The following is a 14,723-nucleotide window of genomic DNA, read 5'->3' on the forward strand; positions in this document are numbered from 1 at the left end:
GACGCTAGGCAGCGGGGCGGTCCGGTTTAAGGTCCATTGGTGAGACGCCGTCGGGGACCAATCGGGAGTGGCCGGAGGGGGATGCCGTGACGGGGGCGGACTCGGCCGCGGGCGGGCGCGGCGGCTCGGTCGCCTGGGAGGTGCTGCTCTCGGCCGCTTCCGCCCCCGCACGCGCGCGTGGGCGGTCGTTGCAGGCCGCGTTGCGCGAGGCGGTGCGGTCGGGGCGGCTCGCACCGGGGACCCGGCTGCCGTCGAGCCGGGATCTGGCGGCGGACCTCGGGGTGTCGCGGGGCCTGATCACCGAGGCGTACGAGCAGTTGACGGCGGAGGGGTATCTGCGCAGCGGCCGGGGCGCGGGGACCTGGGTGGGCGGCGCGGTACGGGCCGCACCGCCCCGCGCGCGTGACCTCGCGCCCCGCCCGCCGGGCGCCCGGGCCGACTTCGTGCCGGGGACCCCGGACCTGTCGTTGTTTCCCCGGACCGCCTGGGCCGCTGCCCAGCGCGCGGTGCTGGCGGAGCTGCCGCACCACGAGCTCGGCTATCCCGACCCGCGCGGGCTGCCCCGGCTGCGCACCGCGCTGGCCGAACTCCTCGCGCGCCGCCGGGGCGTGGTCGCCGATCCCGAACGGATCGTGGTGGTCTCCGGGGTGGCCCAGGCGACGACGCTGCTCGGCTTCGCGCTGCACGCGCGCGGGCTGCGCACGGTGGGCGTCGAGGATCCCGGCAGCCCGCAGCACGACGACCTGTACGCGGCGGCGGGCGTCACCCCGGTGCCCGTCCCGCTGGACGACGAAGGGCTCGCCCTGGAACCGCTGCGGGCGTCCGGCGTACGAGCGGTCGTGACGACGCCCGCCCACCAGTACCCGACCGGCATCGCCTGCTCGGCGCGGCGCCGGACCGAACTCCTCGACTGGGCACGCTCCGTGGACGGGTTCCTCCTGGAGGACGACTACGACGGCGACTTCCGCTACGACCGCGCACCCGTCGGCGCGCTCCAAGGCCTCGACCCCGAGCGGGTGGCGTACGCGGGCTCGGTCAGCAAGTCCCTCGCCCCGGGGCTGCGGCTCGGCTGGCTGCTCGTACCGGAGGCGCTCGCCGACGAGGTGATCGAGCGCAAGCGGACCATGGACCTCGGTCATCCCACCCTCGACCAGGCGGCCTTCACCCGGTTCGTGGAGCGCGGCGACTACGACCGCCAGCTGCGCCGCTGCCAGCACGCCTACCGCGAGCGACGCGACGCGCTCGTGGCCGCGCTGGAGGAGCACTTCCCCGGCTCGCGGGTGTCCGGGATCGCCGCCGGGCTGCATGTCATCGTCACGCTGCCGCAGCGGTACGGGCCCGAGGATCGCTTCCTCACCCGGGTGGCGGCGGCCGGGGTGGCCGTACGCCCGCTGTCGGCGTGCACCCACGCGCGTGCCGGTGACTCGGCGGAGGTGCGGCTCGTGATCGGCTACGCGCACCTGTCGCCCGCGCGCATCCGTGAGGGCGTGCGGCTGATGGCCGAGGCAGCCTCCCGGTGAGTACCCGACGCTGAACACCGGCCACGCGCGGGCCCTCGGTGACCGTACACGCGTGAGCTCTGTCTCGAACGCCGGTTCCTTTGCGAATGCGGTCAGTTGTTCACTTGCGGTTTCCGTGTGCGCTGCGGCGCACCAGTAGTCATGGCATCGCACACTGGCCGGATCCCGTCCCTGGAGGCGCATCCATGTCCCAACGTCCGTTCCCCGGCCGCCGCAGCGTGCTGCGCGGCTCCCTGGTCGCGTCGGCGGCCCTGACCCTGCCCGCCGCGGCCGGCGCGGCACCGGCGTTCGCGCTGTCCGGGCGTCCCGCGGCGGGGTGGGGTGTACAGACCGGCGACGTGAGCGCGCACTCCGGTCTGGTGTGGGTGAGATCCGACCGTCCCGCGCGGATGATCGTCGAGACGTCCGCGACCGAGTCCTTCCGCAACGCGCACCGGTGGCACGGCCCCCTGCTCGGCGCCGACACGGACTTCACCGGCACCACCCGCCTGCACGGCCTGCCCGCCGGTGAGCAGATCCACTACCGGGTGCTGCTCGCCGACCCGGACGACCCGCGCCGTACCGGCGAGCCGGTCACCGGCACCTTCCGCACCGCGTCGGCCGGGCGCCGCGACGGTGTGCGCTTCCTGTGGTCGGGCGACCTGGCGGGCCAGGGCTGGGGCATCAACCCGGACTTCGGCGGCTACACGATCTACAAGGCGATGGCCGCGCTCGACCCGGACTTCTTCCTGTGCAGCGGCGACAACATCTACGCCGACGGCCCCATCTCGGCGACGGCCACTCTGCCCGACGGCAGTGTCTGGCGGAACGTCACCACCGAGGAGAAGGCGAAGGTCGCCGAGACGCTGGCCGAGTTCCGCGGCAACTTCCGCTACAACCTGCTCGACGAGAACCTGCGGCGGTTCAACGCCCAGGTGCCGTCGATCATCCAGTGGGACGACCACGAGGTGCGCAACAACTGGTACCCGGGCGAGGTCATCGCGAGCACCGACACCCGCTACACCGAGAAGAGCGTCGACGTGCTCGCGGCGCGGGCCCGGCGGGCGTTCGGCGAGTACTTCCCGATCTCCACGCTGCCGACGGGCAAGCGCGAGGGCCGGGTCCACCGGGTGCTGCGGCAGGGGCCGTTGCTGGACGTGTTCGTGCTGGACATGCGGACGTACCGCAACGCCAACTCGCCCGACGACCAGACCGTGGACCCGCAGGGCATCCTCGGGCGCGAGCAGCTGGAGTGGCTCAAGCGGGAGCTGTCGCGGTCGCGTGCGGTGTGGAAGGTGATCGCCTCCGACATGCCGCTCGGTCTTGTCGTGCCGGACACCACCGAGGGCAAGGCGAACATCGAGGCGGTGGCGCAGGGCGACCCGGGCGCGCCGCTCGGGCGTGAGCTGCAGATCGCTGAGCTGCTGCGGCACATCAAGCACCGGCGGATCACCGGCACGGTGTGGCTGACGGCCGACGTGCACCACACCTCGGCGCAGCACTACCAGCCGTCGCGGGCCGCGTTCACGGACTTCGAGCCGTTCTGGGAGTTCGTCTCCGGTCCGCTGAACGCCGGCGCCTTCCCGGCGAACGCCCTCGACAACACCTTCGGCCCGGAGCGGGTGTTCGTGAAGGCGCCGACCGCGGCGAACGTGTCCCCCGCCGGCGGCTACCAGTTCTTCGGCGAGGTCGACATCGACGGCGACAGCGGCGAGCTGACGGTCCGGCTGCGCGAGCAGGACGGCACCGTGCTGTTCACGCAGACGCTCCAGCCGGGCCGCGTGGGTCAGTAACCCCGCACCGGCTCCCGTACCCTCGACGGCGGGCCGCGTACCGGCGTCATCTCCCGGTACGCGGCCGCCTGAACTCCCGCTCCCGCAGGGCGTTTTCGCAGGTCAGGGCCGATTGTCAGTGGTCGCCTCTACGGTTTTTCCATGACGCGATCTTTGCAGGCCGTGGCCTATCGCCGACCCTCCGCGCTTCAGTCCGCGGCGGGTGTCCAGCGCCTGGGACTGGAGACCTCGCGGGGTGCGACCCCCGCGGGCGTGGCGGACCATCCGCGGTTCTTCACCGGCTTCCTGACGTCTCCTCAGGTGGCCTCCGCGGGTCTGCTCGCGGTCGCCGACGTGGCGGCGGCCCGCTACTACCAACGCCAGCTGCGCGCCTCGCTCGACCCGGTGGTGACGGGCAACGGCGACCGGCTGCGCTTCGAGTCCTTCTCGGGCTGCGGTGGCGTGTACGCCCGCCTGGACGTCCTGGACGCGGGCCTCGACGGCGGCGAGGTGGGGCACGGCACGACCAACGTCGACGTGAACAACCCCCTGCGCGAGGCCCTGTCGCGGATCGGCGCGGACGATCCGCTCCATCTTCGGGTCGGACCTGAGGAGTTGGCCGTGACCACGCTGGACGGCCCGGTCCTGGAGAAGAAGGTGCCGCTCCCCGACCGCTGGCTGCGGGGCTTCGCGGAGGCCCAGGTGATCGCGGCGGGCTTCGACCTGCGCGCCGAGCTGTCGGCGGCCGAGGCCGTGCGGTTCCTGCGCTCGCTGCCGCGCACCGCGGCGCGAAGCGGCGGCCCCCGCTGGGTGGTGCCGGCGGGCGGCACGCTGCGGCCGACTACCCGTGCGGTGCCGGGCGCGGTCTGTCTGCCGGGCCCGGAGCGGCTGATCGCCCTCCAGCGGGTGCTCCGGCACGCGACCGCGCTGCGGGTGTACGGCCCCACGGTGGCGGCCGGGACCGACGCGACGGCCAGTGCCTGGGAGGCCGTCCTGCCGGGCATGCGGCTCACCCTCACCCTGTCCCCCGACGCCTCGCGCGGCTTCTCCGGCGAGGGCGGCGTCCTGGAAGCGCTCGCCGGCGACGAGGCCGCCGAGGACGCGGAGCTGATCTCGGTCCTCCTGGCCTGGGAGCCCCGCGTCGACGTGGCCGACCTCGCCGTGGCGGCGGGCCTCACGGCCGAGCGGGTCCGGGCGGCCCTGATACGCCTCGGCACCTCGGGCCGCGTCGGGTACGACACGGCGGAGGCGGCCTACTTCCATCGCGAACTTCCGTACGACGCCGAGCGCGTCGAGCGTCACAACCCCCGGCTGCGTTCGGCCCGGTCCCTGGTGGCGGCGGGCGCGGTCGCGCTGGACGACGCGGGTGGCACGGTGACGGCGGCAGACGGCCATGTGCACCGGGTACGGGACACGGCGGGGGTGTTCACGTGCAGCTGTGTGTGGTGGGCGAAGTACCGGGGCGGGCGCGGTCCGTGCAAGCACGCGCTGGCGGTGCGGATGGCGCGGCGGGGTGCCGCGGTGGGGCGGGAGACGGTGCGGGTCGACGGGGGTGTGCGATGAACGCGTTGATGGAGGCGGTGCGGGCGGGGCGGACGGGTGAGCTGCCGGGCCTGCTGGACGGGATGACGGACGCCGAACGGCGGTCGTACCTTCCGGAGTTGAAGGAACTGCGCAAGGAGCTGCGGGCGGACCGGTGGGAGGCGCGGGCCCGGCGTGCCTACCCGTCGCTCCAGGTGGCGGGGGCGGCCTGTCAGACCGGGGCGGCCGCCGTGGCGAACTGGCTGGCGTCCGCCGACATGCGCTGGGGGCAGGCGCCCCCGGCCGTGCTGATCGACGTCCTGGCCGACCGCGAGACCCACTGGCTCGCCGATGTGGCGCACCGGCTCGCCCAGCGCCCGCCGAGCGCGCAGGTGCCGTACGAGCTGATGGCGGGCCTGGTCCGGCTGTCGGCCTGCCCGGTCCCGACGACACAGGCCTATGTCGAGGGCTGGGTGCGGCACACCGGCAGCGTCTGGCAGCGCGGGGACACGCTGCTGGGCCGGCTCCGCAAGGACCCGCACCTCCCGCGGCTCGTGGCCGCGCTGTTCGAGACGGACGACATCGGCGGCACCCTGCAGTGGCCGGCCGACGAGGGCCCCGGCAGCTGGACCGGGGCGCTGGCCCAGCTCACCGCCGAGGGCGCGCTGGAGCGCGGGGCGATGATCCACGCGTGTGTGTCCCGGCTGCTGCGGGGCGGATCCGCCGCCGATCACCGGGGGTTCCTGCGACTCCTCAAGGCCCTCGCCCTCACCCGCGACGAGGAGCGGGAGCGCACGGCGGAGTGGCTGGCGCTGGCCGCGGACGCCCCCTCGGTGGTGGCCGGTTACGCGCAGTCGGTGCTGGGCGGCCTCGCTCTGGAAGGCGAGTTGTCGGCGCGCCGGCTGGCCGAGATGTCGGGCGCGGTGCTGTTCCGCACCGAGAAGAAGCTCGTCCGCGCCCAGCTCGTCCTGCTGGGCAAGGTCACGGCACGCAACGCCGCCACGGCCGACGAGCTGCTCCCCGCCGTCGCGCAGGCCTTCGGCCACGAGGACTCGGACGTCCAGGAGCGGGCGCTGAAGCTGGTGGAACGGCACGTGAAAAAGGCCGGCCCCGCCGCGCGAAGCGAACTCGCGATGGCTGCCGAGCAGTTGATCCCGACGCTGCGCGTCCGGGCGGTCGCCTCGCTGGGCGCGGCCCCGGCGGCCATCGGGCCGGTGATGTACGAGGAGGTGCTGCCTCCGGTGCCGGAGCCGGTGCGGCTGACGCCCGCTCCGGCGTCGGTGGCGGAAGTCGCCGAGGAGGTCGGCGCGCTGCTGGTGACCGGCGACGACGTGGCGGCGTTCGAGCGCACCCTGGACGGGTTGGTGCGGCACGCCCACGACGACCGGGAGGCCCTGGTCGAGGCGCTCGGTCCGGTCGTGGCGCGGCTGTGGTGGGTCACCGCCGATGAGGAACGCGTCCGGGAGAGCACGTACTTCACCAACTTCACCCATCTCCATCTCGTGCTCGCCTCGCTGCTGGGCAAGGTACGGACGGCGGCGCTCCACGCGGCCGTCACCCAGGGGACGACGGGGCAGACCTGTGTGCACAGCGCCCTGGACCGTGCCTTCCAGGCCCGGATCGCCGAGGTGGCGTTCCGGATGCGGACCGACCCGCTGCCGTTCCTGCTGTCCACGCCGACCTGGAGCACGGGCCTCCTGGAACCGGAGGACCTGGTGGAGCGCCTGATCGACTACCGGCGGCTGGGCGCCCGGCCCTCGGACGCCGACTTCGCGCAGGCCCTGCTGCGCGTGCGGCGCGGGGACCGGGCGGCGGCCGCGTCGGCGGCGGAGCGCGCGGCGGCCCTCGGCACCCCGGAAGGCGCCGAGCTGGCCCGGTGGCTCACCTCCGGCGGCCCGCAGCTCCCGGTCGGCCGACGCCGCACGGCACACGCCCGCGTCCTGGTCGAGTGCGGTCAACTGGAGGAACTCCAGGACGACTTCCCGCGCGAGTTCCGGCCGCTGGGGCGGCCGGTGAGCGTCTACCGGGAGCGCTGGTACTGCTACCACTGGGACGACTCGATCCGTCCGCACTGGCTCGCCCTGCTCCCCGAGCGCCGCGAGCTCGTCGCCGCCCGGATACTGCGCGACCTCTCCACGGTCGCCGTCGAGGAGACCCGCGGTGCCGCTGCGGTACTCCCCCTGCTCGCCGAGTCCGGCGGCGAGGCGGGCGACGCCGTCCACCTGTGCGTGGCGTACGGACTCGGGGCCCGCCACGAGGAGGACCGGCTCGCCGCGGTGGACGCGCTGCTCGTGCTCGCGGCGCGGGAGCAGCTCGACGCGGCGCTGCTGGGCACGGACCTCGGGCAGATGGTGCGGGACGGGGTGGTGAAGCCGCTGCGACTGGCCGACTCGCTGCGCACGGCGGCCGCGACGGGGGCGAACGCGACGATCTGGGGGCTGCTGCGCCACATCCTGCCGCCGCTGCTGGGCGACCTCGCGGCCGGCGGTCCGGACGGGCAGGCCGCCAGGAGCCGGGGGCTCGGAGAGCTGCTGGCGGTGGCCTCGGAGTGCGCCGAGCGGTCCGGCGCGCGGGGTGAGCTGCCGCACCTCGCCGGGGCGGCGGCCCGGCGCGGGTCGTCCCGGCTGGTGACGCAGGCCCGGCGGTTGCAGGGGGCGTTGGTCGAGGAGGCGGTGGCGTGACAGAACAGTGAGGAGACGGTGGCGTGACAGAACGGTAAGGAATCCGACAAAAACCCCAGATCCAGTCTTTACCGCCCGGTCACAAACCGTTCGTGATCACGCAACACCCTTCCTTCACAGTGGCTGCATGAGTCGAGAAATGTCTGATGTGACGCGTGCGAAGCATGGACGTCCGGTCCACCACTGGCGCCGGGACGTCATCGAGCTGGCCGCGCTGTTCACGGCGGTCGCGGTGGCGGACGCCGTCGCCAATCTGATCGGGCACGGGCCCGACGGTCCCGAGCTGCTGCTGGCCTCGGCGGTCGTGCTGGTCGCCACGGCGGCGTTCCACACATGGTGGTCACGCCGCCACGGTCACGCGCCGCCGGTGAGCGATACCGGTGCCCGGCCGTCCTCCGCGGAGGCGCAGGCCGGGCCGTCCGCCGACACCGGGGAGAGCGTGCTGTGGCGGATGCGGACGACGGTGAAGGACGAACCGGGGTCGCTGGCCGCGCTGTGCACGGCCCTCGCCGGCCACCGGGTCGACATCCTCAGCCTCCAGACGCACCCGCTGGCCGAGGGCACGGTGGACGAGTTCCTGCTGCGGGCGCCCGGCGAGCTGTCTGCGGCGGAGATCACCCGGGCGATCGCACTGGCCGGCGGTGCCGGTACGTGGATCGAGCGGGCCGACGCCCACGACCTGGTCGACGCGCCGACGCGGGTGCTCGGTCTCGCCACCCGTACCGCGCTGGACGCCGCGGAACTTCCGCTGGCGCTGCGGCAGTTGCTGGGCCGGTGCACCATCAGGTCGCTTCCCGGCACACCGGCCGGAGGGGGCCGAGGTCCGGAGGACGTGCCTGTTGAAGGGGTGCTTGAGGACACCGTGATGAAGCTGCGGGCACCGGAAGGCGGAGTGATCACCGTGGAGCGGCCGTATCTGCCGTTCACCCCGACCGAGTTCGCCCGGGCGCGGGCGCTGGTGGAGCTGGACACGGTCCTCGGACCGCGCGTGCCGCACAGCCAGGACGTGCTGACGCTGCCCGAGGGCAACGACATCATGGTGCGGCGGGCGGACATCGGGGATCTGGAAGCCGCGAAGGCGATGCACGAGCGGTGCAGCCCGCGAACGTTGTCACTGCGCTATCACGGACCGGTCGGTGACGCGGACCGGTATCTGAACCATCTGCTCAGTCCGCGGTTCGGGCGGACGCTGGCCGTTCAGACCACGTCGGGGCGGCTGGTCGGGCTCGGTCATCTGCTGTGGGACGGGGACGAGACCGAGGTGGCGCTGCTCGTCGAGGACGAGTGGCAGCGGCGCGGGATCGGGGGCGAGTTGCTGCGCAGGCTGGTGGGGATGGCCGGTGAGGCCGGGTGCGAGAGTGTGTACGCGGTGACTCAGTCGTCCAACACGGGCATGGTCGCGGCGATGCGGGATCTGGGCCTCCCCCTCGATTACCAGATCGAGGAGGGGACCCTGGTGATCACTGCGCGGCTGGCTCCGGAGGGTGTGGCGGAGCAGGTGAGCGCGGGTTCGCCCGAGCGCCGTAGGGGTTAGTGAGAGGCGGCGGGTGCGGGTGTTCTGTGGCTGGTCGCGCAGTTCCCCGCGCCCCTGAGGGACGTCAACCCAAGGGCGCCATCAAGATCCGCCCAAAGATCCTCTACGTCCTCCAAGCCCACCGACATCCGCAGCAAGCCCTCGCTCACTCCGGCGTTCCGGCGGTCGTCCGCGTCCACGATGCGGTGGCTGATGGACGCCGGGTGCTGGATCAGGGTGTCGACGCTGCCGAGGCTCACCGCCGGGGTGATCAGGCGGACGTTCGCGATCACCTCGTGCGGGTCGCCGTGGACCTCGAAGGCGATCATCGCGCCGCCGATGCGCGGGTAGTGCACGCGGGCGACGCGCGGGTCGGCGGCGAGACGGCGGGCCAGTTCCGCGGCGGTCGCGGAGGCCGCGTGGACGCGGACCGGGAGCGTCGACAGGCCGCGCAGGAGCAGATAGCCGGCCAGCGGGTGCAGGACGCCGCCGGTGGCGAAGCGGACCTGGCGGAGCCGGCCGGCGAACTCCTCGTCGCAGGCCACCACGCCCGCCATCACGTCACCATGACCGCCGAGGTACTTGGTGGCGCTGTGCAGCACCAGCCGGGCGCCCTGTTCCGCCGGGCGCTGGAGCACGGGCGTGGCGAAGGTGTTGTCGGCGAGGAGCGGGACCGTGCCACAGGCGTGCGCGACCGCGCGCAGGTCCACTTCGGCGAGCGTCGGGTTGGCCGGCGACTCGACCATGACCAGGCCGGTGTCGGGGCGCAGGGCGTCGGCGATGCCGGCCGGGTCCGTCCAGGTCACCTCCGAGCCGAGCAGGCCGGCGGTGAGGAGATGGTCGCTGCACCCGTACAGGGGGCGGACGGCGACCACATGGCGCAGGCCCATCGAGCCCCGTACCAGAAGGACCGCGCTGAGCGCGGCCATGCCGCTCGCGAAGGCGACCGCGGACTCGGTGCCTTCCAGGCGGGCCAGGGCGGTCTCGAAGCGGGCGACGGTCGGGTTGCCGAGGCGGCCGTAGACGGGCGGGCCGTCCGGATCGGCGCCGGTGGCGGCGAAGGCGTCGATGCGGGCGGCCTCGGCGCGGCTGTCGTACGAGGGGTAGGTGGTCGACAGGTCGATGGGCGGGGCGTGCAGTCCCTGCCGGGCGAGGTCGTCGCGGCCGGCGTGGACGGCCTCGGTGGCCAGGGCTCTCGTGGGCACAGGCGTCGTCTCCATGCGGGACAGGGTGAACAGCGACCGGGCCGGTGGGGCCGAACGCCGTGTTACGTTCGGGCCATGGCCGAATCTGTCGTACTGGATCCGGTGGACCTTCATCTTCTGCGGCTGTTGCAGAACGACGCCCGGACCACCTATCGCGACCTCGCCGCCCAGGTGGGGGTCGCGGCGTCGACCTGCCTGGACCGGGTGACCCGGCTGCGCCGGGCCGGGGTGATCCTCGGCCATCAGTTGCGGCTGGACCCGGCGAAGCTCGGGCGCGGCCTCGAGGCGCTGCTGTCGGTGCAGGTCAGGCCGCACCGGCGGGAGTTGGTGGGGCCGTTCGTCGAGCGGATCAGGGCGCTGCCCGAGTCGCGGACCGTCTTCCACCTGACCGGGCCCGACGACTACCTCGTCCATGTCGCCGTCGCGGACATGACGGATCTGCAGCGGCTCGTCCTCGACGAGTTCACGGCCCATCGCGAAGTGGCCCGGGTGGAGACCCGGTTGATCTTCCAGCAGTGGGACTGCGGGCCGCTGCTCCCGCCTACGCCCTCGGCTCAATCCGGGTGACGTGCGGCGTCCCCTCGTACGAGGATGGACCGCATGTCACAGACCAACAGCCTGCCCCGTGAGGTGGCCGACGCCTACGTCGACGCCCTCATCGCCCTCGACCCGGTCACCGGCACCTATCTCGGCGTGAAGGAGAGTTCGAACCGTCTGCCCGACACCTCGCCCGCGGGCCAGGAGAAGGTCGCCGAGCTCCTCCGGACCACACTCGCCCGCCTCGACGAGGCCGAGCGGCAGCCCGGCGCGGACAGTGACATCGAGCGGCGCTGCGCCCGGCTGCTGCGCGAGCGGCTCACCGCGGAACTCGCCGTGCACGAGGCGGACGAAGGCCTGCGCTCGGTCGGCAACATGGCGACGGCCGCGCACTCGGTGCGCGAGGTGTTCACCGTGACACCGAGCCAGACCGACGAGGACTGGGCGGCGATCGCCGAGCGGCTGCGGGCCGTACCGACCGCGTTCGCCGGGTACCGCGAGTCCCTCGCGCTCGGTCTGGAGCGCAAGCTGTACGCGGCGCCGCGGCCGACCGCCACCTTCGTCGAACAGCTCACGGAGTGGGCGGACACCGGGGAGGGGCGCGGCTGGTTCGAGGACTTCGCGGCGGACGGCCCGGAGGCGCTGCGTGCCGAGCTGGACGAGGCCGCGCGTGCCGCGACCGCGGCGGTCGTGGAGCTGCGGGACTGGATGCGGGACGTGTACGCGCCGACGATCGAGGGCGCCTCGAACACCGTCGGCCGGGAGCGCTACGCCCGTTGGGCGCGCTACTTCAACGGCACGGACCTGGATCTGGACGAGGCGTACGCGTACGGCTGGTCCGAGTTCCACCGGCTGCTCGGCGAGATGAAGCGGGAGGCGGAGAAGATCCTGCCGGGGGCCGAGACGCCGTGGGTGGCGCTCAAGCACCTCGACGAGCACGGCACCCGCATCGACGGTGTCGACGAGGTGCGTGAGTGGTTGCAGGGTCTGATGGACCAGGCGATCGAGTCGCTGGACGGCACGCACTTCGAACTGGCCGAGCGGGTACGGCGGGTGGAGGCGCGGATCGCCCCGCCCGGCGGGGCGGCGGCGCCGTACTACACGCCCCCGTCGGAGGACTTCTCCCGGCCTGGACGCACCTGGCTGCCGACGATGGGCCAGACCAGCTTCCCCGCCTACGACCTGGTGTCCACCTGGTACCACGAGGGGGTCCCCGGCCATCACCTCCAGCTGGCGCAGTGGGTGCACATCGCCGACAGCCTCTCCCGTTACCAGGCCACGGTCGGCATCGTCAGCGCCAACGCCGAGGGCTGGGCTCTGTACGCGGAGCGACTGATGGACGAGCTCGGCTTCCTCACGGACGCGGAGCAGCGGCTCGGTTACCTCGACGCGCAGATGATGCGGGCGGCGCGGGTGATCGTGGACATCGGCATGCACCTGGAGCTGGAGATCCCGGCCGACTCGCCGTTCCACCCGGGCGAGCGCTGGACGCCGGAGCTGGCCCAGGAGTTCTTCGGCGCGCACAGCAGCCGGCCGGCGGACTTCGTGGAGAGCGAGCTGACCCGCTATCTGACGATCCCCGGCCAGGCCATCGGCTACAAGCTGGGCGAGCGTGCCTGGCTGCTGGGCCGCGAGAAGGCCCGGCAGCGGCACGGCGACGCGTTCGACCTCAAGGCCTGGCACATGGCGGCGCTGTCGCAGGGCTCGCTGGGGCTCGACGACCTGGTCGACGAGCTGGCGCAGCTGTAAGGGCTGGGCCGGCTGTAGTGCTCAGTGCCGGAAGCCGCCCTCCGAGTCGATCACCTGCCCCGTGATCCAGCCCGCCTCGTCGGTCGCGAGCCATGCGATGAGGCGGGCCGGGTCGTCGGGCATGCCCCAGCGTCCGGCGGGGAAGCGGGCGGCGACGGCCTCGTACACCTCGCCGGTCAGGTAATCGGTGTCCACCGGGCCCGGGTTGACGGTGTTCACGGTGATGCCCTGCTCGGCGAGGGTCGTCGACAGGGAGCGGGTGACGGAGGCGAGGGCGCCCTTCTGGAGGGCGTAGGCGATCTCGCCCGGCATGCCTCCGGCGATGTCCTGGCCGGAGGTCATCATCATGATCCGGCCGCCCGAGAGGCCCGCCCGATGCCGCGCGAAGGCCTGCACCAGCAGCAGCACCGAGCGGGTGTCGACCGCCCAGTGCGCGTCCAGCATGGCCGCGTCGATCTCGTCGAGGGTGCCGTCGCTGCCGCTCAGGGCGTGGTTGGCGACCAGGATGTCGAGCCGGCCGCCGAGCGCGCCGGCCGCGGTGGCGATCAGTTCGGCCGGGGCGGCGGGGTCCGTGAGGTCTCCGGGTCCGGCCACGACCCGCGCCTCGGGGTCGCCGAGGGCACCGCGCACGGAGGCGAGCACGTCCTCGGGGCGGTCCGCTCCCCAGGGCTGGGCGGCGTCGTGCGGCACATGGTGGTGCAGATAGACGCTCGCCCCGTAGGCGGCCAGCCGCCGGGCCACGGCGTGCCCGATGCCGCCGCGCCTGCTGGCGCCGGTGACGAGGGCGGTACGGCCGCGCAGGGGCAGCGGGTCGCGGCGGAGTTGTTCGGGGGTGGGGTGGGGAAGTCGGGGCATGGACGACCATGATGGGGAAGGGTTCCGTGCGGCGCACGGGAATTTCCCGGCCGTCCCCGCGCCGGGCGGCCGAGCCGCCAGCCGTACGCCAGGCGCCCCCGGTCGCTATCCGTACGCCAGGCGCCCCCGGTCGCTATCCGTGCGCCAGGCGCCCCGGTCGCTATCCGTGCGCCAGCGGCCTCAGTTGGACGAGTCCCAGCCACGTCTCCGGTCCGGGCCGCACATGCGCCGCGCGCACCGCGTAGCGGCCGGGGTCGAGCGCGATCCAGACGTGGTCGGTGCGCAGGGAGTCGGTCCCCGGCCAGGCGGCGTCGAACAACAGCACCGGACCGGGTACGTTCCAGGCGACCTCCGGCCCCCACACCGCCGCGTCGAGCGCCGCCGGCACCTCGGCGAGCAGCTGTTCCTCGGACTCCGCCGCCGACCACCGTACGAAGACGCCGCGGTCCGGCAGATACGTGGTGGAGGCGGGCTCGTCGCCGAGCACCAGGGCCGCGCTGTCGCCGACGGGCAGCAGGCCGACGTAGCCGTCGATCTCGCAGGCCCGGTCGTAGTCCGAGGCCGTCTCGTCGCCGTCGGCGCCGGCCCAGAACGGCAGTACGGTCTCCGGGACCGCTATGAGCGGCCCGCCGCCCGACTCCACCCACTCCGCCGCGCCCGGCTCCGCGTATCGCACCATGGCGCGGAATCTACCTGGTACATGACCGTGCGCGTCGCCGGTTCCCAGGAAGACCGGAATCCGTGATTCAGCGACGGTCACGGCCCGGCTCAGCAGCCGCAGTTCTCCGCGTCCACCGGTGCCGTCAGCGGGTCGGCGTTGCGGGTCTGCGTGCCCTCCCAGGTCTCGTACGCGAAGCCCTCGCGCGCCCAGTACTCGAAGCCGCCGAGCATCTCCTTGACCTGGTAGCCGAGTTCGGCGAGGGCCAGCGCGGAGCGGGTGGCGCCGTTGCAGCCGGGGCCCCAGCAGTACGTCACGACCGGCACGGACTTGTCGAGGAGCTGCTCGGCCTGCTCGGGGATGAGGGCAGTCGGCAGGTGCACGGCACCGGGGATGTGGCCCTGGTCCCAGGCCTCCGTGGAGCGGGAGTCCAGGACGACGAAGCCGGGGTCTCCCCCGGCCGAGAGCGCGGCGGCGACGTCGGAGACGTCGGCGTGGAAGACGAGGCTCGCACGGAAGTAGGCGGCAGCCTCGGCCGGGGCCGCGGGGGCGACCCGCAGGACGGGGTTGACGGTGTTCGTGCTGACGCTGCTCATGCTCGGGCCTTTCCCTGACAAGACGCGCGGGGCTTCTCGTCGGGCCTCGTCGCCCTCCCCGCACCCAGAAATCTACGTCGGACGATCACCTCCCTGAAGTGGTGATCCCCGGCGTTCCGCTTGATCCGCCGGTGATT

At 73.4% G+C, this 14,723-nt stretch carries 11 protein-coding genes; 7 read left to right on the top strand and 4 right to left on the bottom strand.

Annotated features, from left to right (window positions below; translation table 11 throughout):
- The first annotated feature begins 86 nt into the window (after positions 1-86).
- From pdxR to CRP56_RS06255, 5 genes are all read left to right on the top strand, one after another.
- Positions 87-1,520, top strand: a complete 1,434-nt coding sequence (gene pdxR / locus CRP56_RS06235; RefSeq protein WP_097261081.1) for a MocR-like pyridoxine biosynthesis transcription factor PdxR — start codon at positions 87-89, stop codon at positions 1,518-1,520.
- A gap of 185 nt (positions 1,521-1,705) precedes the next feature.
- Entirely contained in the window at positions 1,706-3,292 is a 1,587-nt protein-coding gene (locus tag CRP56_RS06240) for an alkaline phosphatase D family protein (protein ID WP_097261083.1), read from the top strand.
- Between the two features lie 141 nt (positions 3,293-3,433).
- On the top strand, positions 3,434-4,834 hold the full coding sequence (locus tag CRP56_RS06245) for an SWIM zinc finger family protein (RefSeq protein WP_097261085.1): 1,401 nt from the start codon (positions 3,434-3,436) through the stop codon (positions 4,832-4,834).
- Positions 4,831-7,473 (top strand): DUF7824 domain-containing protein, encoded by a 2,643-nt coding sequence (locus CRP56_RS06250; protein ID WP_097261087.1) that lies wholly within the window; start codon positions 4,831-4,833, stop codon positions 7,471-7,473. Before CRP56_RS06245 ends, CRP56_RS06250 begins: the two co-directional genes overlap by 4 nt.
- A gap of 139 nt (positions 7,474-7,612) precedes the next feature.
- Positions 7,613-9,007 carry a GNAT family N-acetyltransferase gene (locus CRP56_RS06255; protein ID WP_097261090.1) on the top strand — a complete coding sequence of 465 codons (1,395 nt, stop codon included), beginning with the start codon at positions 7,613-7,615 and terminating at the stop codon, positions 9,005-9,007.
- Here CRP56_RS06255 and CRP56_RS06260 read toward each other — a convergent pair.
- The gene (locus CRP56_RS06260; protein WP_097261092.1) at positions 9,004-10,206 is read right to left on the bottom strand and encodes a trans-sulfuration enzyme family protein; all 1,203 of its coding nucleotides are present in this window, start codon (positions 10,204-10,206) and stop codon (positions 9,004-9,006) included. The genes CRP56_RS06255 and CRP56_RS06260 overlap by 4 nt on opposite strands.
- Before the next feature lie 60 nt (positions 10,207-10,266).
- On the opposite strand from CRP56_RS06260, the gene CRP56_RS06265 reads away from it, so the two are divergent.
- Positions 10,267-10,758, top strand: coding sequence for an Lrp/AsnC family transcriptional regulator (locus CRP56_RS06265; RefSeq protein ID WP_059198292.1), 492 nt, complete (start codon positions 10,267-10,269; stop codon positions 10,756-10,758).
- Positions 10,759-10,791: 33 nt separating this feature from the next.
- Positions 10,792-12,477: a DUF885 domain-containing protein gene (locus tag CRP56_RS06270; RefSeq protein ID WP_097261094.1), complete on the top strand. Its 1,686-nt coding sequence runs from the start codon at positions 10,792-10,794 to the stop codon at positions 12,475-12,477.
- Between the two features lie 21 nt (positions 12,478-12,498).
- On the opposite strand, the gene CRP56_RS06275 is transcribed toward CRP56_RS06270, so the two are convergent.
- The 3 genes from CRP56_RS06275 to CRP56_RS06285 form a co-directional block, all read right to left on the bottom strand.
- The gene (locus tag CRP56_RS06275; RefSeq protein ID WP_097261096.1) at positions 12,499-13,332 is read right to left on the bottom strand and encodes an SDR family oxidoreductase; all 834 of its coding nucleotides are present in this window, start codon (positions 13,330-13,332) and stop codon (positions 12,499-12,501) included.
- Between the two features lie 160 nt (positions 13,333-13,492).
- A complete protein-coding gene (locus CRP56_RS06280) occupies positions 13,493-14,011 on the bottom strand; it encodes an immunity 21 family protein (protein WP_097261098.1) in 519 nt (172 codons plus the stop codon).
- A gap of 89 nt (positions 14,012-14,100) precedes the next feature.
- Positions 14,101-14,586, bottom strand: a complete 486-nt coding sequence (locus CRP56_RS06285; RefSeq protein ID WP_097261100.1) for a rhodanese-like domain-containing protein — start codon at positions 14,584-14,586, stop codon at positions 14,101-14,103.
- Positions 14,587-14,723: the final 137 nt, after the last annotated feature.

The sequence above is a fragment of the Streptomyces sp. TLI_55 genome, from assembly GCF_900206255.1.
GTDB lineage: Bacteria > Actinomycetota > Actinomycetes > Streptomycetales > Streptomycetaceae > Streptomyces > Streptomyces aquilus.